The 17,488-nt window shown below is 70.6% G+C and carries 15 protein-coding genes; 13 read left to right on the top strand and 2 right to left on the bottom strand.

The features are described 5' to 3' along the window. Nucleotides 1–10: 10 nt before the first annotated feature. From EER34_RS00595 to EER34_RS00580, 4 genes are read left to right on the top strand one after another with little or no spacing between them, the layout of a single operon-like run. Nucleotides 11–397: a hypothetical protein gene (locus EER34_RS00595; RefSeq protein ID WP_127472656.1), complete on the top strand. Its 387-nt coding sequence runs from the start codon at nt 11–13 to the stop codon at nt 395–397. Between the two features lie 43 nt (nt 398–440). Further along, nucleotides 441–1,448 (top strand): deoxyribose-phosphate aldolase, encoded by a 1,008-nt coding sequence (gene deoC / locus EER34_RS00590; RefSeq protein ID WP_127472655.1) that lies wholly within the window; start codon nt 441–443, stop codon nt 1,446–1,448. Between the two features lie 8 nt (nt 1,449–1,456). Then, nucleotides 1,457–2,899 carry an aldehyde dehydrogenase family protein gene (locus EER34_RS00585; RefSeq protein WP_127472654.1) on the top strand — a complete coding sequence of 481 codons (1,443 nt, stop codon included), beginning with the start codon at nt 1,457–1,459 and terminating at the stop codon, nt 2,897–2,899. Further along, on the top strand, nt 2,896–3,759 hold the full coding sequence (locus EER34_RS00580) for an aldehyde dehydrogenase family protein (protein ID WP_127472653.1): 864 nt from the start codon (nt 2,896–2,898) through the stop codon (nt 3,757–3,759). Before EER34_RS00585 ends, EER34_RS00580 begins: the two co-directional genes overlap by 4 nt. Nucleotides 3,760–3,865: 106 nt before the next feature. Here EER34_RS00580 and EER34_RS00575 read toward each other — a convergent pair whose 3' ends face one another. Next, entirely contained in the window at nt 3,866–4,582 is a 717-nt protein-coding gene (locus tag EER34_RS00575; protein WP_127472652.1) for an NRDE family protein, read from the bottom strand. Nucleotides 4,583–4,630: 48 nt separating this feature from the next. Here EER34_RS00575 and coaBC point away from each other — a divergent pair, with 48 nt between their 5' ends. From coaBC to EER34_RS00545, 6 genes are all read left to right on the top strand, one after another. Continuing rightward, on the top strand, nt 4,631–5,857 hold the full coding sequence (gene coaBC / locus EER34_RS00570) for a bifunctional phosphopantothenoylcysteine decarboxylase/phosphopantothenate--cysteine ligase CoaBC (protein ID WP_127474215.1): 1,227 nt from the start codon (nt 4,631–4,633) through the stop codon (nt 5,855–5,857). A 79-nt stretch (nt 5,858–5,936) separates the two neighbouring features. Then, complete coding sequence (locus tag EER34_RS00565) at nt 5,937–6,836, top strand: glycerophosphodiester phosphodiesterase (RefSeq protein WP_127472651.1); 900 nt, start codon at nt 5,937–5,939, stop codon at nt 6,834–6,836. An 88-nt stretch (nt 6,837–6,924) separates the two neighbouring features. Next, nucleotides 6,925–7,581, top strand: a complete 657-nt coding sequence (locus tag EER34_RS00560) for a hypothetical protein (RefSeq protein WP_205791291.1) — start codon at nt 6,925–6,927, stop codon at nt 7,579–7,581. Between the two features lie 200 nt (nt 7,582–7,781). After that, a complete protein-coding gene (locus EER34_RS00555; RefSeq protein ID WP_127472650.1) occupies nt 7,782–9,938 on the top strand; it encodes a DEAD/DEAH box helicase in 2,157 nt (718 codons plus the stop codon). 106 nt (nt 9,939–10,044) lie between these two features. Then, entirely contained in the window at nt 10,045–11,073 is a 1,029-nt protein-coding gene (locus tag EER34_RS00550; protein WP_127472649.1) for an ATP-dependent 6-phosphofructokinase, read from the top strand. Between the two features lie 298 nt (nt 11,074–11,371). Then, on the top strand, nt 11,372–12,295 hold the full coding sequence (locus EER34_RS00545; protein WP_127472648.1) for an endonuclease domain-containing protein: 924 nt from the start codon (nt 11,372–11,374) through the stop codon (nt 12,293–12,295). 253 nt (nt 12,296–12,548) lie between these two features. On the opposite strand, the gene EER34_RS00540 is transcribed toward EER34_RS00545, so the two are convergent. Beyond that, the gene (locus EER34_RS00540; protein WP_127472647.1) at nt 12,549–14,672 is read right to left on the bottom strand and encodes a S9 family peptidase; all 2,124 of its coding nucleotides are present in this window, start codon (nt 14,670–14,672) and stop codon (nt 12,549–12,551) included. Nucleotides 14,673–14,859: 187 nt separating this feature from the next. Here EER34_RS00540 and EER34_RS00535 point away from each other — a divergent pair, with 187 nt between their 5' ends. The 3 genes from EER34_RS00535 to EER34_RS00525 are packed head-to-tail and all read left to right on the top strand — an operon-like array spanning nt 14,860 to nt 17,488. Next, nucleotides 14,860–16,164: an inorganic phosphate transporter gene (locus EER34_RS00535; protein WP_127472646.1), complete on the top strand. Its 1,305-nt coding sequence runs from the start codon at nt 14,860–14,862 to the stop codon at nt 16,162–16,164. Then, complete coding sequence (locus EER34_RS00530) at nt 16,161–16,490, top strand: peptidase (protein ID WP_127472645.1); 330 nt, start codon at nt 16,161–16,163, stop codon at nt 16,488–16,490. Before EER34_RS00535 ends, EER34_RS00530 begins: the two co-directional genes overlap by 4 nt. Nucleotides 16,491–16,522: 32 nt before the next feature. Continuing rightward, complete coding sequence (locus EER34_RS00525) at nt 16,523–17,488, top strand: phosphodiesterase (protein ID WP_420845956.1); 966 nt, start codon at nt 16,523–16,525, stop codon at nt 17,486–17,488.

The raw sequence follows: 17,488 nt of genomic DNA, 5'->3' as shown, positions 1-17,488 counted from the left end.
GATCGGACGCGTGGACGCCACCGATCTGCTCTCGGCCGCGGCCGAGTCCGCAGCCGCCAACCCGGTCAACCTGTGGGGCGCGCTCGGATGCGCCGTCGCCTACTCCGCCTCGCTGCTCGCCACGCTCGATGCGTTCGCCGACCTGATCCTCGCGAGGGGCGACTCGCCGGCGGGCCGACTGACCGCCGGGGTAGGCTTGAAGTTCGCGTCCAAACTCGCGGCCGCGGCGATCGCGGTGATCGCAGCGGGGATCGTGCTGGCCCTCGACGACAACTGGTTCGCGTTCGCGAGCCTCACCATCGCATTCGTGGTGGTCGTCGGGATCGGCGTGATCGTCCTGCTGAGGCACTCGAGGCCTGCGGCCGATGAGCGGACAGCGACGCGCGCGAGCGGGTGAGGCATCCTCGCCCTCGCCCACGCCACACGACAGAGGGAGCACCATGAGCCGGACCGACCTGCAGACACTGCCCGAGCGGGCTGTCGCGCTGCTCGGCGGGGAGCCCGACGACACCACGCTGCGCCGCTACCTCCACGGCCTTCCCGGCGTCGACGCCGTGGGCCTGGAGCAGCGCGCGGCAGGACTCGGGACCCGATCGATCAAGACCACGTCGAAGGCGTGGGCGCTCGACAGGATCATCGAGCTCATCGACCTGACGACCCTCGAGGGGGCCGACACCCCGGGCAAGGTGCGCTCGCTCGTCGCGAAGGCACTGAATCCGGATGCCTCCGACCCGACCTGCCCGCGCGTGGCGGCGGTGTGCGTCTACGGCGACATGGTGCCGTACGCGGTCGAGGCGCTCGGCGCCGCGCACGGCGACCCCGACGAGGGCGGCGTGAGCGTCGCAGCCGTGGCGACCGCGTTCCCGAGCGGACGCTCGTCGCTGGAGATCAAGCTCGCCGATACGGCCGATGCCGTCGCGGCGGGCGCCGACGAGATCGACATGGTCATCGACCGGGGTGCATTCCTCTCCGGCCGCTACGGCCTGGTGTTCGACCAGATCGCCCGCGTGAAGGAGGCGTGCCGTCGCGAGGACGGAACGTACGCCTCGCTCAAGGTGATCCTCGAGACCGGCGAGCTGAACACCTACGACAACGTCAAGCGCGCGTCGTGGCTGTCGATCCTCGCAGGCGGCGACTTCATCAAGACGTCGACCGGCAAGGTGCAGCCTGCGGCGACGCTGCCGGTCACCCTGCTGATGCTCGAGGTCGTGCGCGACTGGCACCGTGCGACCGGCGAGAAGGTCGGTGTGAAGCCGGCCGGCGGCATCCGCACCTCCAAGGACGCCATCAAGTACCTCGTCACGGTCGCCGAGACCGTCGGCGAGGAGTGGCTCCAGCCGCACCTGTTCCGGTTCGGAGCCTCCAGCCTCCTCAACGACGTGCTGCTCCAGCGACAGAAGCTGACGAGCGGGCACTACACCGGCGCCGACTACGTGACGATCGACTGAGGACGAACATGAGCTTCCTGGAATACGCACCCGCCCCGGAGTCCCGGGCGATCCTCAACCTGCGCGACGAGTACGGGCTGTTCATCGACGGCGAGTTCCGCCCCGGCGGCGGCGAGTCCTTCGCGACGATCTCGCCCGCCGACGAGAAGCACATCGCGACCATCGCGACGGCCAGCGAGGCGGATGTCGATGCCGCCGTCGCCGCCGCACGTCGCGCGTACGACAAGACGTGGTCGAAGATGAGCGGCCGCGACCGCGGCAAGTACCTCTTCCGCATCGCCCGCCTCGTGCAGGAGCGCGCCCGCGAGCTCGCCGTCGCCGAGAGCCTCGACAACGGCAAGCCGATCAAGGAGAGCCGCGACGTCGACGTGCCCCTCGTGGCCGCGTGGTTCTTCTACTACGCCGGCTGGGCCGACAAGCTCGACTACGCGGGGCTCGGCGCCGACCCGAAGGCGCTCGGCGTCGCGGGCCAGGTCATCCCGTGGAACTTCCCGCTGCTCATGCTCGCGTGGAAGATCGCCCCGGCGCTCGCCGCGGGCAACACCGTCGTGATCAAGCCTGCCGAGACGACGCCGCTCTCGGCGCTCATCTTCGCCGAGATCCTGCAGCAGGCCGACCTGCCGCCGGGTGTCGTGAACATCGTCACCGGGGCCGGGTCGACCGGTGCGGCGCTGGTGCGGCATCCCGACGTGAACAAGGTCGCCTTCACCGGATCCACCCCGGTGGGCCGCGAGATCGCGAAGGCCGTCGCCGGCACCGACAAGAAGCTGACGCTCGAGCTCGGCGGCAAGGCCGCGAACATCGTGTTCGAGGACGCGCCGATCGATCAGGCCATCGAGGGGATCGTCAACGGCATCTTCTTCAACCAGGGCCACGTGTGCTGCGCCGGCAGCCGCCTGCTCGTGCAGGAGTCGATCCACGACGAGGTCGTCGATCGGCTCAAGTCGCGCCTGTCGACGCTGCGCCTCGGCGACCCGCTCGACAAGAACACCGACATCGGCGCCATCAACTCGCGCGCGCAACTCGACCGCATCCGCGAGCTCAGCCGCATCGGCGAGGAGGAGGGCGCGGTCCGGTGGAGCGCCGACTGCGTCATCCCCGACAACGGATTCTGGTTCGCGCCGACGATCTTCACGAACGTCCAGGCCAGCCACCGGATCGCGCGGGACGAGATCTTCGGGCCGGTGCTGTCGGTGCTCACCTTCCGCACGCCCGCCGAGGCCATCGAGAAGGCCAACAACACCCCGTACGGCCTGTCTGCCGGCATCTGGACGGACAAGGGCTCGCGCATCCTCGCCGTGGCCGACCGTCTGCGCGCGGGCGTCATCTGGGCGAACACGTTCAACCGCTTCGACCCGTCGAGTCCGTTCGGCGGCTACAAGGAGTCCGGCTACGGCCGCGAGGGCGGCCGCCACGGCCTGCTCGCCTACCTGAAGGGAGCACGCGCGTGAGCAAGCGTCTGACCGTGCCGAAGACCTACAAGCTCTACATCGGCGGGAAGTTCCCCCGCAGCGAGTCCGGCCGCACCTATGAGGTCGTCTCGGCCAAGGGCGACTTCCTCGCGAATGCGGCGCTCGCCTCCCGCAAGGACGCCCGGGATGCCGTCACCGCCGCGCGCGGGGCCGTCAAGGGCTGGGCGGATGCCACGGCCTACAACCGCGGCCAGGTGCTCTACCGAGTCGCCGAGATCCTCGAGGGCCGCAAAGCCCAGTTCGTGGACGAGATCGTGCAGCAGACCGGGGTATCGGCATCCGTCGCCGCGGCCGAGGTCGACGAGGCGATCGACCGCTGGGTCTGGTACGCCGGGTGGTGCGACAAGTTCGGCCAGGTCGCCGGCAACGGCAACCCCGTCGCCGGCCCGTACTTCAACATCTCGGTGCCCGAGCCCACCGGTGTCGTCGCGGTCGTCGCGCCGCAGGACACCGCCCTCGTCGGTCTCGTGTCGGTCATCGCGCCCGCGCTGGTGTCGGGCAACTCGGTGGTGGCCCTGGCGTCGCAGCGCTTCCCGCTGTCGGCGATCAGCCTTGCGGAGGTGCTCGCGACGAGCGACGTGCCCGGGGGAGTCGTGAACGTCCTGACCGGGTCGCCGGCCGAGATGGCGCCGTGGCTCGCGTCGCACCCCGACGTGCACGGGCTCGACCTCGCCGGCGCCGGCGAGCTCGACTGGGTCGACCTTCAGATCGCCGCGGCGGAGACGCTCACGCGCGTCCTTCCGCCGGAGCAGGGGTCGGATGCCGCGGCCCCGAGTCTCGAGCGGATCGCGGCGTTCACCGAGACGAAGACGGTGTGGCACACGAAGAGCCTGGTCTAGCGGGGTCGGCGGCGCTCGGGGGCGCGTCGACGGTCCGACGCCCCGAGCCGCCGCGCGTGCCGAGCGGGCAGGACGCCCCGAACCCCCGCCCGGGGTGCTGGCGGGTTCAGCTCAGGTCGAGCCCGCCCCAGCGGCCGGGCTCGTGCAGCTCCCCGTAGGCGACCTCGACGCCCTCGGCCGACACCGAGGCGACGCACGCCAGCAGCGACAGCGTGGGGTAGCCGTACGGGCGGTTGTCGCGGATGATCGCCCGGTCGTCGGTACTGCCGAGCTCCGTCGACCTCTCGAGCACGTCGACCCACGGCTCCCACCACCGCTCACCCTCGGCGGGGGGCGCGTCGCGGAACTCCTCGAGCCACCGCGCGATCCGCGGCGTCGCGGGATCGTCGACGTCGTCGTGGGCGATCATGTGCGTACCGGGCGTCAGGTCGACGGCCCTGAGGGCGTCGCCGTCCCACGTCAGCACGCGCGCCGACGAGGCATCCACCTCGACAAGGTTGAAGCCGTGCGTGCGCGGCTGCGCCGTGGGGGAGCGCCCGGCGACGGACTCGAGCACGATGCCGCCGCGCGAGACGAGCTCGGACTCCGGCGTGGTGGAGACGTCGGCGCGGTTGAGCAGCACCGACAGCCGCCGGGTCTCCGGATCGGCGGCGAGCCATGCGCCGCCGGCGCGCACGTCGCGCACCCCGACCACGCCGTCGTGGGCCTCGGGCCACCACCGGCCGAGCGGATTCCAGGGCCGATCCGGGTCTTCGTCGCGGATCGCGAGCACGCGCGCCGGCTCATCCGCCGATTCGGGGATGCGGATGACGACGGTGCACATCTGGAGCTCTCCTGCCTGAGTCGATCCCGGTCGTGCCAAGATCGGATGGTGTTCGTCGTGGTCGGAGTCACCGGTGGCATCGCCGCCTACAAGACGGTGCACCTCGTGCGCCTCCTCGTGAAGGAAGGCCATGAGGTGCACGTCGTGCCGACGGACGACGCCGTGCGCTTCGTGGGGCTGCCGACGTGGGAGGCGATCAGCCGTCATTCCGTGACGACCTCCGTCCACGACGACGTGGCTCGTGTCCGCCACGTCTCGCTCGGCCAGTCGGCCGATCTCGTGATCGTGGCGCCCGCGACCGCGAACACCCTGGCGAAGATGGCCACCGGCCTGGCGGACGACCTTCTCGGAACGACCCTACTCGCCACCACGGCACCGGTCGTCGTGGCTCCGGCGATGCACACCGAGATGTGGCGGCATCCCGCGACCATGGCCAACATCGCGACCCTGCGCGCCCGCGGCGTGATCACCGTCGGCCCCGCCGACGGCGAGCTCACCGGCGGAGACAGCGGCCCGGGGCGGATGTCGGAGCCCGAGGACATCGTGGCGGCGGCGCTCGCCGCAGCGGGCGCCCCCGAGGCCGACCTCGCGGGACTCCGTGCCGTTGTCACGGCAGGCGGCACCCGGGAGCCGATCGACCCCGTCCGCTTCATCGGCAACCGGTCCAGCGGCAAGCAGGGGGTCGCTGTGGCGCTCGCCGCGGCGGACCGCGGCGCCGACGTCGTGCTGATCGCGGCGTACGTCGACGAGGGGGTGCTGGGAGAGGCATCCGCCCACCCCCGTGTCCGGGTGGTGCGGGCGGGCACAGCGGCAGAGCTCGCGGCCGCGGTCGGCCACGAGGCCGGCGAGGCCGATGCGATCGTGATGGCCGCCGCCGTCGCCGACTACCGGGTGGCGGACGTGTCGGAGGCGAAGCTGACCAAGGATGCCGCGGCCGGGCCGGGCGTCACCCTGCACCTCGTCGAGAACGACGACATCCTGGCAGGCCTCGTGGGTGCCCGGCGCGAGGGTCAGACCGTCGTCGGATTCGCGGCCGAGACTCCTGGAGAGGGCGAGACGCTGCTCGACCGCGGCCGCCGCAAGGCGGCGCGCAAGGGCGCGGATCTGCTGGCCGTGAACCAGGTCGGCTGGGCGCAGGGCTTCGAGGTCGACGAGAACGAGGTCATGATCCTCGACGCGTCGGGCGGGGTGGTCGCGACGCCGCGCGGGTCCAAGCGCGAGGTCGCCGATGCGCTCTGGGACGCGGTGCGCGAAAACCGGGGGAAAACTAAGTAACGGAAAGGTAACGGCGCATGTAGAGTGGTCCGCACCCACGTCGACGGAGACGTGGAGCAAGACCCGGAGGACATGCCCGATGCCCCACTCCGCGGCATCCGATCGCGCCGGCGACCGGATCCACTCCCTGCTCGTCGTGTGCGTGCTCGCTGTCGCGAGCCTCGTCATCGCGTTCCTCGGCGCCGGCCCCGCGCGCGTCAGCGCGACCGAGCTGCTGGGCGACCCGCGCACCCCCGGAGACGCCGCGTTCATCGCGAGCCATCGCGGCGGGGGTGCGACCGCGCCCGAGAACACCCTGCCCGCAGTGGCCGCCGCGCTGGCCGACGGGTTCGGCTACGTCGAGGTCGACGTCGCGCTGACCTCCGACGGGCACCCCGTCCTGATGCACGATTCCAAAGTCGATCGCACGACGGACGGCGCGGGGCGCCTCGCCGACCTCTCGTTGGCCGAGGTGCGCCGTCTCGACGCCGGGGCATGGTTCGATCCGCTCTACACGGGCACGCGGGTCCCGACGCTGGCGGAGTTCCTCGACCTCCTCGACGACTCGGGCGGGCGGGCGATCATCGAGCTGAAGGGCACGTGGGACGCCGCAGCCGTCGACCGTGCGCTGGACGAGGTGGCGGCACGTGATCTCGAGCGCCGCATCGCGATCGCGAGCTTCGACGCGCGCACGCTCGCGCTGTCGGCTGCCGGCTCGGAGGTCGTGTCGCGGCTGCTGATCCTCAAGCACGTGCCGAAGGACGTCGTGACGGCGACGGAGCAGGCGGGGGTGCGGGGGATCATCGTCGATCGCAAGGCGGTGCTCGCCCGGCCGGAGATCGTCGACCAGCTGCACGAGGCGGGTGCCCGCGTGGTCGTCTACACGCTCAACAAGGACGCTCAGTGGGATGCCGTGACCGCGCTGGGCGTGGACGGCATCGTCACCGACGACCCGCACATGCTGTCCGAGTGGCAGAACACCTACGCCGACCACGGCTGACGCCGCGTCTCGGCGCGTTCGCTCGCGGGAGCACGGCGCGCGTCGTACTGTCGTACGGGCGAGATCGCTCGAGCCGGGGGAGGACCGCATGCCGCACGACCGTCGACACCGCACACTCCGAGCCCTCATCGGGGCCGTGGTGCTGATCGCGGCCGCCGCACCGATGGTCGGGTGCCGGCCGGAGCCGGCGCCGACCGGCAGTGCGACGTCGACTCCCTCGCCCAGCCTGTCGACGCCGGCTCCCACGCCCACGGCGACGCCCACTCCGACCCCCACCGAGCCGCCCGCGGACGCGTTCGCCGTCCCCGCCGCCTGCGAGGACATCTACTCGCCCGCGATGATCGACGCACTCGACGAGGCGAATCCTCCGCTCAACGACCCCGGTGTGACGATGCTGTCGACGCAGGACGTCGACCTCATCGAGATCATCGAGAGCGGCGCCCCGACCATCCGGTGCTCGTGGGGCACGCCGGGCGAGTTCGGCCTCGCCACGAACGTCACCGTCGTCGACGCCGACCAGGCGGTGTTCGTCGGGGATCAGCTGACCGCCGCCGGCTTCGGCTGCGAGAGCCTCGGCGAGGGGACGGTCTGCCGTATCGAGCAGAAGGGCGTGACGCTCGACGACGAGGAGTACATGAGCGGCGAGACGCACTACGTCGGGGGAGGCGGGTGGGTCTCGACGTCCTGGATCAACTTCGACCCGGACGGCTACACCGAGGACATCGTCGCGACCCTCTGGGGCTGACGGGCCCCGTTCCGCTAGACTGGCACCAGGGAATCCTCTGGGGATGCCGCAGCTCGCTGAAGCGAGTGCCCGCGGCCGCCGGGGAGATCATCCCGTCCCGCGTTCGCGACGGCGCCCGCGCCGCCCGCGGGAGCACCGCAGAACTTCGGTCTTGCACCGATCATCGCCGGCACTCACCGGCATTCACGCTCAGGAGGAGCATGCCGCCCACGGCACCCGCCCAGACGTCCGCTCAGCGACGCCGGAAGACCTCTTCCGCCCGCCGCGACGACGAGGCGCCCATCATCCCGATCCTCGCGCGCAAGGTGCGCGAGGTCGAGGCCAAGGCCCAGCGCGGCAAGCTCGGGCCCACCAACCGTGTCAAGTTCCAGGTCATCGCGTTCCTGGTGCGCGAGGAGCGTGCCCGCGTCAAGGGCGACCCGACGGTCGCCGACGCCGCGCGCTCCGAGCTGCTGAAGCGGCTCGACGGTGTCGCGACGATCCTGGCGAAGACCGCGGCCCGCGACACCTCGCTCATCCAGCTGCTCGAGGTCGACCAGGCCACGTCGCCGGTCGCGCGTCGCATGCGCCGCGACTGGCTGCTCGAGTCCGGCGCCGAGCTGCCGCCGGACGAGCTCATCATCACCGACGTGCAGCCCGTCTCCGCACCGGTCGTTCCGGCGGCTCTTGCCGAGCGTCAGGTGATCCCGCCGCAGGTCGAGGCGCGCCGTGAGGCGAATCCCTTCCTGCCGCCCGACCTCAGCGTCCGCGCGCCCAAGGAGACCCCCCGCCGCCGGCTCGACGGGTGGGAGCTCATGGGCCCGCTCTACAAGGCGTTCGAGATGGGCGCCGGCGGCGGCGCCGCGTCGATGGATCTGCCGCCCGTGCCGGAGTTCGACCGTCTCTCGCCCAAGGGCCTCGAGATCATGGTCCACCAGTCGCGCTTCCTCGAGTCGGTCCGCGCGGGCCACCGCACCTTCCTCCTCGCCGACGAGCCGGGCCTCGGAAAGACGGCCGAGTCGGTGCTCGCGGCATCCGTCGCGGGAGCCTATCCGCTCCTCGTCGTCGTGCCCAACGTCGTCAAGATGAACTGGGCGCGCGAGGTCGAGCGGTGGACGCCGCAGCGCCGCGCGACCGTCATCCACGGCGACGGTGAGGGCATCGACGCGTTCGCCGACGTCTTCATCGTCAACTACGAGATCCTCGACCGCCACCTCTCATGGCTCAGCTCGCTGGGTCTCAAGGGCATGGTCGTCGACGAGGCCCACTTCATCAAGAACCTCACCTCCCAGCGCTCGCAGAACGTTCTGGCGCTCGCGACGCGCATCCGGGAGCAGGTCGCCGATCCGCTCCTGCTCGCGCTCACCGGCACGCCGCTGATCAACGACGTCGAGGACTTCGACGCGATCTGGCGCTTCCTCGGGTGGACCAACGGCGAGAAGCCCGGCCCGGTCCTCATGGAGCGACTCGACGAGACCGGCCTCACGCCGGCCGACAAGGCGTTCTATCCGGAGGCGCGCGAGGCCGTCATCTCGATGGGCATCGTGCGACGCCGGAAGAAGGATGTCGCGGCCGACCTGCCCGACAAGCTCATCGCCGATCTGCCCGTCGAACTCGACGACGAGTTCGGCCGGTCGATCCGGCAGGCCGAGCGCGAGCTCGGCGAGCGTCTCGCCGCGAAGTACCGGCGCATCATCGAGGCCCGTGGCGACCGGGGCCTCGCCCCGGGCGAGATCGACGCAGACATCGTCCGCCTCATCGCGCACAACGAGCTCGAGGAGTCGAAATCCGCGGGCGCCGGCAGCGAGAACGTGTTCACGATGGTGCGCAAGATCGGTCAGGCCAAGGCGCTGCTCGCCGCGGACTATGCGGTGCAGCTGCAGCGCTCGGTCGGCAAGGTCGTCTTCTTCGCGAAGCACATCGACGTGATGGACGCCGCCGAGGCGCACTTCGCGGGCGCGGGTCTCAAGACGATCTCGATCCGCGGCGATCAGACCACCTCGGTGCGGCAGCAGGGCATCGACGCGTTCAACAGCGACCCGTCGGTGGGGATCGCGGTCTGCTCGCTCACTGCGGCCGGCGTCGGCCTCAACATGCAGGCCTCATCGAACGTCGTGCTCGCCGAGCTGTCGTGGACGGCCGCCGAGCAGACTCAGGCGATCGACCGCGTGCACCGCATCGGTCAGGACGAGCCCGTGACGGCATGGCGCATCATCGCCGCGCACACGATCGACACCAAGATCGCCGAGCTCATCGACTCCAAGCAGGGACTCGCAGCGCGCGCCCTCGACGGCGAGGCGGTCGATCCGCAGTCGAGCGACTCGGTGCAGCTGTCGGCGCTCATGCACCTGCTCCGTCAGGCGCTCGGCGGCGACTGACCCGGCCGCCGCCCTCGGCGTGTGACAGTGCGGGTCCTCCCGCACTAATGTCGGGGGAGGCAGCGTCGCCGACCCTCTTCTTCACCCGACAGCGAGGAACACAGCTATGAAGATCGGCATCCTGACCAGCGGCGGCGACTGCCCCGGACTGAACGCGGTCATCCGCGGCGTCGTGCTCAAGGGAACGACGACGTACGACCTCGAGTTCGTCGGCATCCGCGACGGCTGGCGCGGTGTCGTCGACGGCGACTTCTTCCCGCTCACGCGGCACGAGGTCAAGGGCCTCTCGAAGGTCGGCGGGACGATCCTGGGCACGAGCCGCACCAACCCGTACGAGGGCCCCCGCGGCGGTGCGGAGAACATCGCGAAGACGATGTACGGCCACCGCCTCGACGGCATCATCGCGATCGGCGGCGAGGGCACCCTCGCGGCGGCGAATCGCCTCGCCAACGACGGCATCAACGTGCTCGGCGTCCCCAAGACGATCGACAACGACCTGCGCGCGACGGACTACTCGTTCGGCTTCGACACAGCCGTGAACATCGCCACCGATGCCATGGACCGCCTCCGCACCACCGGCGACTCGCACCAGCGCTGCATGGTCGCCGAGGTCATGGGCCGCCACGTCGGCTGGATCGCCCTGCACGCCGGCATGGCAGCGGGCGCGCACGCGATCTGCATCCCCGAGGTTCCGATGTCGATCGACGAGATCGCATCGCTCGTCTCGCGCGCCCACGACCGCGGTCGCGCGCCGCTCATCGTCGTGTCGGAGGGCTTCACACTCACCGGCATGGACGAGGCCTTCAGCGACAAGGGCCTCGATGCGTTCAACCGCCCGCGCCTGGGCGGCATCAGCGAGGTCATCGCGCCCGAGATCGAGCGCCTGACCGGCATCGAGACCCGGTCCACGGTCCTCGGGCACATCCAGCGCGGCGGATCGCCGTCCGGATTCGACCGCGTCCTCGCGACTCGCCTGGGACTGCACGCGGCCGACGCGGTGGTCGACGGCGCGTGGGGACAGATGGTGGCCATGCGCGGCACGGACATCGTCCGCGTGCCGTTCGCCGAGGCGCTCGGCGAGCTCAACACCGTTCCGCTCTACCGCTACGAAGAGGCCGCGGCGCTCTTCGGCTGAGCCTCGGAGTGAGCGGATGCCTCGGCCGAGGCATCTGCCCCCGTCATGTCCCGGTTTGCCCGCTTCATGTCCCGGTTTGCCCGCTTCATGTCCCGGTTTGCAGCGGTATCGCTGCGCCATTGCGGAACAGATTGGGACACGGCGAGGTGAGGGTGGGGGTCCTCCTCAGCCCGGGCCGAACGCGACGGTCCGGGGAGTGAGGGGTGGGGGTCCTCCTCAGCCCGGTCCGAACGCGACGGTATCCACAGATGAGGGCGACCGATCATCGCCGCGGACTCCGGCGGTTCACTCTGGCGAGGTGCCGCGCCTCCCCGAACCCCTCCCTGAACATCTGCCGACGGTGTTCTCGGTCGCCGAGGCGATCGATTCCGGCGTCGCGCGCGGGCGGCTCCACCGCGCCGACCTTCGCACCCCGTTCCGCGGGGTGCGGGCATCCCGCGACCGCGGCGCCGACGGATCATTGCTGGCCGCCTGCCTCGAATACGCGCCGCGTCTGAAGCCGTGGCAGTTCTTCAGCCACGAGACGGCGCTCGGCCTGATCGGGGCCCCGATGCCGGAGTGGCCGCACCGGCCGACGATCCATGTGTCGGCACATCGCCCCGCACGGGAGCCGCGGACGGAGGGAGTCCGGGGACATCGGCTGCAGGTCCGTGAGTCCGCTGTCCAGAGCAGCGAACACGGTCTTCCGATCGAGCACCCGGTGCGGGCATGGCGTCAGGCAGGGATGAGTTGGCGGCTCGACGACCTCATCGCCGCGGGGGACTTCCTCATCGCGGGGCACGTGCCGCGCGCGGCGGTCGATGACCTGCGGACCGAGATCGAGGTGATGGGCGATCTCCGCGGCGGGCTGCTCCGTCGGGCGCTGGCGTCCGTGCGGCCGCGAACGAGGTCGCCGCGCGAGACGAGGCTGCGCCTGCTGATCGTCCGCGGAGGGCTCCCCGAGCCGGAGACCGGGTGGGTTCTGAGAACGATCGGAGGGCGCCCGATCGCCGAGCTGGACCTCGCCTACCCCAGATGGCGGGTCGCTGTCGAGTACGACGGCCGTGTGCACGCCGAGAATGCCGTCCAGTTCGCGAAGGACGCCGATCGATGGGATCGTATCCGCGCAGAAGGCTGGCACATCGTTCGGATCCTGAATCACCACATGAGAGGTTCGGGAGCGACAGCGCTGCACAAGGTTCACGAGGCTCTGGCCGAGGCCGGTTGGCGCACGGGGCGCTGACCCCCCCCGGGCATCCCACAGTCCGCTGACCGCCCGGGCATCCCACAGTCCGCCGTCTCTCCCGCCCGCTGCGTCACACCGCGATGCACCGGGCAATCCCGGCCGAGATCTGCACCGCCCCGCCTGTCGTGTCCCGCTTCCGCTCGGTATTGCCCCGGCATAGCGAGACCAACTGGGACACGAGCCGGACGAAGTGGGACATGCGCCGAGGACTGAGCGGATGCCTCGGCCAGAGGCATCCGCTCACCGCAGGTCAGACGTCGGCGACGCCGAGCACCTCGAGCAGCCAGGCCAATTCGAACGCGCGCTCGCGCCAGGCGTTGTAGCGTCCACTCACGCCGCCGTGACCGGCGACCATCTCGCACTTGAGCAGGGCGTCGGCCCCGACCTCGCGGAGGCGTGCGACCCACTTCGCCGGCTCGACGTAGAGCACGCGCGTGTCGTTGAGCGACGTCACGGCGAGGATGCGCGGGTACGCGACATCCGTGCGCACGTTCTCGTAGGGCGAGTACGACTTCATGTAGGCGTACACGTCGGCGTCGTGCAGCGGGTCGCCCCACTCGTCCCACTCGATCACCGTCAGGGGGAGCGACGGATCGAGGATGGTCGTCAGGGCATCGACGAAGGGGACGTCGGCCAGGATGCCGGCGAACAGCTCCGGGGCGAGGTTCGCGACCGCGCCCATCAGCAGTCCGCCGGCCGACCCGCCCTCGGCGACCATGCGGTCGGCCGTGGTGTATCCGTTGTCGATGAGGTGGAGCGCGCAGTCCACGAAGTCGGTGAACGTGTTGCGCTTGGCGAGGAGCTTCCCGTCCTCATACCACTGGCGTCCCATCTCGCCGCCGCCGCGCACGTGCGCGACCGCGAACACCACGCCGCGGTCGAGCTCCGACAGGCGGGGCACCGACAGGCCGGGCTCGATCGAGTGCTCGTAAGAGCCGTAACCGTAGAGGTGCACGGGTCGTGGCGCGGCGCCGGCGTCGCCGAACGAGCGCTTCCAGACGAGTGAGATCGGGATCTGCGTGCCGTCCTGCGCCGTCGCCCAGACTCGCGCCTGCGCGTAGTCCTCGGGGTCGTAGCCGCCGAGGACCGGCTGGCGCTTGCGCAGCAGGAGGTCGCCGGTGGCGACGTCGTAGTCGTACACGGTGCCGGGGGTGACGAACGAGCCGTAGCCCAGACGAAGCAGCGGCGGCGCCCACTCCGGGTTGCCGCCCGAGCCGACCGCGTACAGCGGCTCGTCGAACTCGATCTCGCGCACCTCGCCGCTCGCATAGTCGAGCATGCCGAGCCGGGGGAGTCCGCCGCGTCGGTAGCCCACGACGCCCCAATCGCGGAACGTCGACACCCCGAGGAGGCGGTGTCCGGGACGGTGCGGGATCACGACCTCGCGTGCTCCGGAGGGATCGGATGCCGCCACCCGGACGAGCTCGAAGTCCAGGGCGCCGTCGTTGTGGAGGACGAAGAGCACGTCCTCGCCGTCGACGACCGCGTGCGCCGCCTCGTACTCGACGCCCTCCGTGCGCGGCCAGACCACGCGCGGCGCACTCCGGAGGTCGGTGGCGTCGACCAGCCACTCCTCGCTCGTGATGGACGAACCGATCTCGATCACGAGGAACCGGTCGCTGCGGGTGAACCCGGCGCCGACCCAGTAGCGCTCGTCGGGCTCGTGGAAGAGCTTCGCGTCGCTGTCGACCGGGGTGCCGAGCTCGTGCAGCCAGACGGTGTCGGGGCGCCACGCGTCGTCGACCGTCGTGTAGACGATGAACCGGCCGTCGGGCGAGAACGTCGCCCCGGCGAAGGTGTCCGGGATCTCGTCGGGCAGCTGCTCGCCGGTGGCGAGGTTGCGAACGCGCACGGTGTAGCGCTCGTCGCCGGCGACGTCGACGCCGTAGAGCATGAGCGTGCCGTCGGTCGAGATCTCGAAGCTCCCGAGCGAGAAGAACTCGTTCCCCTCGGCCTCGACATTGCCGTCGAGCAGGACCTGCTCACCGGGCACCTCGGTGTCGGGCGAGAGCTCGGGCGGCGTCCAGTCGTCGGCCGACGCCAGCGGGGCGCGGCACTGGATGCCGTACTGCTTGCCTTCGACCGTGCGGCCGTAGTACCACCACGCACCGCGTCGGGTGGGCACCGAGAGGTCGGTCTCGAGGGTGCGGCCCTTGATCTCCTCGAAGATCCGCTCCCGCAGAGCGTCGAGGTGGGCGGTGCGGCCGCGGGTGTACTCGTTCTCGGCTTCGAGGTGGGCGATGACCGCCGCATCCTCCTTGGCGCGGAACCATTCGTACCGGTCTTCGACGTCGTCGCCGTGATGGCTCCGGACGACCGGGCGCGGGTCGGCGATGGGGGCGGATGCTGCGGCGGGGGTGTCGTGGACGGTCACGGGTCCACGCTAGCCCGCGTCGGCCGGCGACGGGCGGGGACGGGTCCCTGTCGAGTTGACCGGAGGGCAGGGCGGTGTAAGGATTCTTCTGGCCGGTTGCCGGTTCCTGAACTCAAGGTGAACTGTTCGTTCGTCACGCCGATCCCGTCGGCACTCCTCTCCACATCCTCATTACGGAAAGCGAACGGTGGAATCCGCAACCCTCATCATCGTGCTGGTCATCGCACTCGCGCTGTTCTTCGACTTCACGAACGGTTTCCACGACACGGCCAACGCGATGGCGACGCCCATCGCGACGGGCGCGCTCAAGCCCAAGACGGCGGTGCTCCTCGCCGCGCTGCTGAACCTCGTCGGCGCCTTCCTGTCGACAGAGGTGGCGCAGACGATCTCAGGCGGCATCATCAAGGAATCCGAGATCTCGTCGTCGATCTTCCCTGAGATCATCTTCGCCGGCCTCATCGGCGCGATCACCTGGAACATGCTCACGTGGCTGCTCGGCCTGCCCTCGTCGTCGTCGCACGCGCTCTTCGGAGGCCTCATCGGCGCCACCATCGTCGGCGTGGGCGTCGCGGCGATCGACTTCGGCGTCGTGATGTCGAAGGTCATCCTCCCGGCGTTCATCGCACCGCTCACGGCCGGGATCATCGCGTTCACGGCGACGAAGCTCGCCTATGCGATCACGCGTCGCTACGACGCCAAGCCCGACGGCCGCGACGGCTTCCGCGTCGGCCAGATCTTCACCTCGTCGCTCGTCGCCCTCGCCCACGGCACCAACGACGCGCAGAAGACGATGGGCATCATCACGCTCCTGCTCATCACCTCCGGATTCCAGTCGGCGTCGAATCCCGAACCGCAGACCTGGGTCATCTTCGCCTGCGCGATCACGATCGCCCTCGGCACCTACATGGGCGGCTGGCGGATCATCCGCACGCTCGGCAAGGGGCTCACCGACGTCAAGCCCGCGCAGGGATTCGCGGCGGAGAGCTCGACCGCCTCCACGATCCTCGCCTCGAGCGCGCTCGGATTCGCGCTCTCGACCACCCAGGTCGCCTCGGGCTCCGTGATCGGGTCGGGGCTCGGGCGACGCGGCTCGCAGGTGCGCTGGCGCACGGTCGGCCGCATCATGATCGGCTGGATCCTCACGCTGCCCGCCGCCGGCGCGGTCGGCGCCGTGGCCGCCCTCATCGTCGTGTGGTTCCCGTTCTGGGGCATCATCATCGACGCCGTCATCGCGGTCCTCATCATCCTCGCCCTCTTCCTGCGCTCGCGCCGCGACTCGGTCACCGCCGCCAACGCGATGAGCGAGGTCGCCGACTCGGGCGCTGCCGTCAAGGTCAAGCGCAATCCGCCGCCGACCCGCCGCCAGCGCGCGATCGCCCGCGAAGAGGCGAGACTGCGCGCGGCGCAGGAGGCGGCGGCGAAGAAGGCCGCGAAGTCGGCCAAGGCCGCCGAGCGATCTTCACGCGGCCCGAAGAGCGGGGGTCAGCCGTGAGCATCGACTGGTTCGCATTCGTCCAGGTCTTCATCGCCGCGTTCATCTCGGCGACCGTCGTCGTGAGCGCGTACGCCCTCGGCCTGCGGCTGCTCGTCCGGGCGGGTCGGGCGCCCGTCGTCGCCCCGGCCGAGTTCACCGATGCCATCACCGTCATCTCCGAGAAGGAGGCCCGTCGCGCCGAGAAGGCGGCGGCCAAGGCGGCGAAGAAGAGTCCGCTGACCGACGGGCAGAAGCGGTTCGCGCTGGTCGGCGCCTACGCGTCGTTCGGCGTCGCGGGCGCCGCGGTGCTGGGCGGGCTGCTGCTCATCGTCTTCAACCACTGAGCGCAGTCCGCACAGGGTCGTAGGCTGAGGAAATGGTCGCGATGCCCTCCTCAGCCGCCGCGGACGCATCGTCCGGAGCCCCCGGCCCCGTCGCATCCGTTCCCGTCCGATTCGGTCAGTACGCTCCCGCGCGGCGCACCCTGCTGCACATCAGCGACACTCACCTCCTCGCGGGCAACCGCGCTCTCGGTGGGCGCTTCGACACGGCAGCCAACCTCACCCGCACCCTCGAGGCGGCCGAGGCCACCGGCATCCGGCCGGACGCGATCGTCTTCACGGGCGACCTCACCGACCTGGGCGAGCCCGCGGCGTATCGCGCGCTGCGCGAGGCCGTCGAGCCGTTCGCCGCACGCCTGGACGCTCCGGTCGTCTGGGTCGCCGGCAACCACGACGAGCGCACGGCGCTGCGCCGTGACCTGCTCGACCTGACGCCGACCGAGGAGCCGGTCACGGGAGTATGGGACCTCGGCGGGCTGCGGCTCGTCGCCCTCGACTCCACCGTGCCCGGCTGGCACCACGGAGACCTCGACCCCGAGCAGCTGCAGTGGCTGCGGAGCATCCTGGCGACGCCCGCGCCGCTCGGCACGATCATCGCCCTCCACCATCCGCCGCTGCCGTCGCACGTCCCCCTGTTCGACATCCTCGAGCTTCGTGATCAGGGGCGCCTGGCCGAGATCATCGCCGGCACAGACGTGCGCGCGATCCTCGCCGGTCATCTGCACTATTCGACCAGCGGCACCTTCGCGGGCATCCCCGTGAGCGTCGCGGCCGCGACCTGCTACACGATGAACCTCGCACGACCCGCCGCCGAGGTGAACGGCATGGATGCGGGCCAGTCGTTCCACCTGGTCCACGTCTACGACGACGCCATCACCCACGCGGTGGTTCCCGTCGTCGATGCGCCGACCGGCGACTTCTTCTCGGCGGAATGGGTGGAGCGGATGTCGCGGCTCACGCCCGAGGAGCGACTCGAGGCGTTCTCGCGCAAGCGTCCGTGA

The organism is Microbacterium sulfonylureivorans (genome assembly GCF_003999995.1).
Classification (GTDB): Bacteria; Actinomycetota; Actinomycetes; order Actinomycetales; family Microbacteriaceae; genus Microbacterium; species Microbacterium sulfonylureivorans.
Note: the sequence above shows the minus strand (reverse complement) of the source record. Positions and strands in the feature narration are given on the sequence as shown.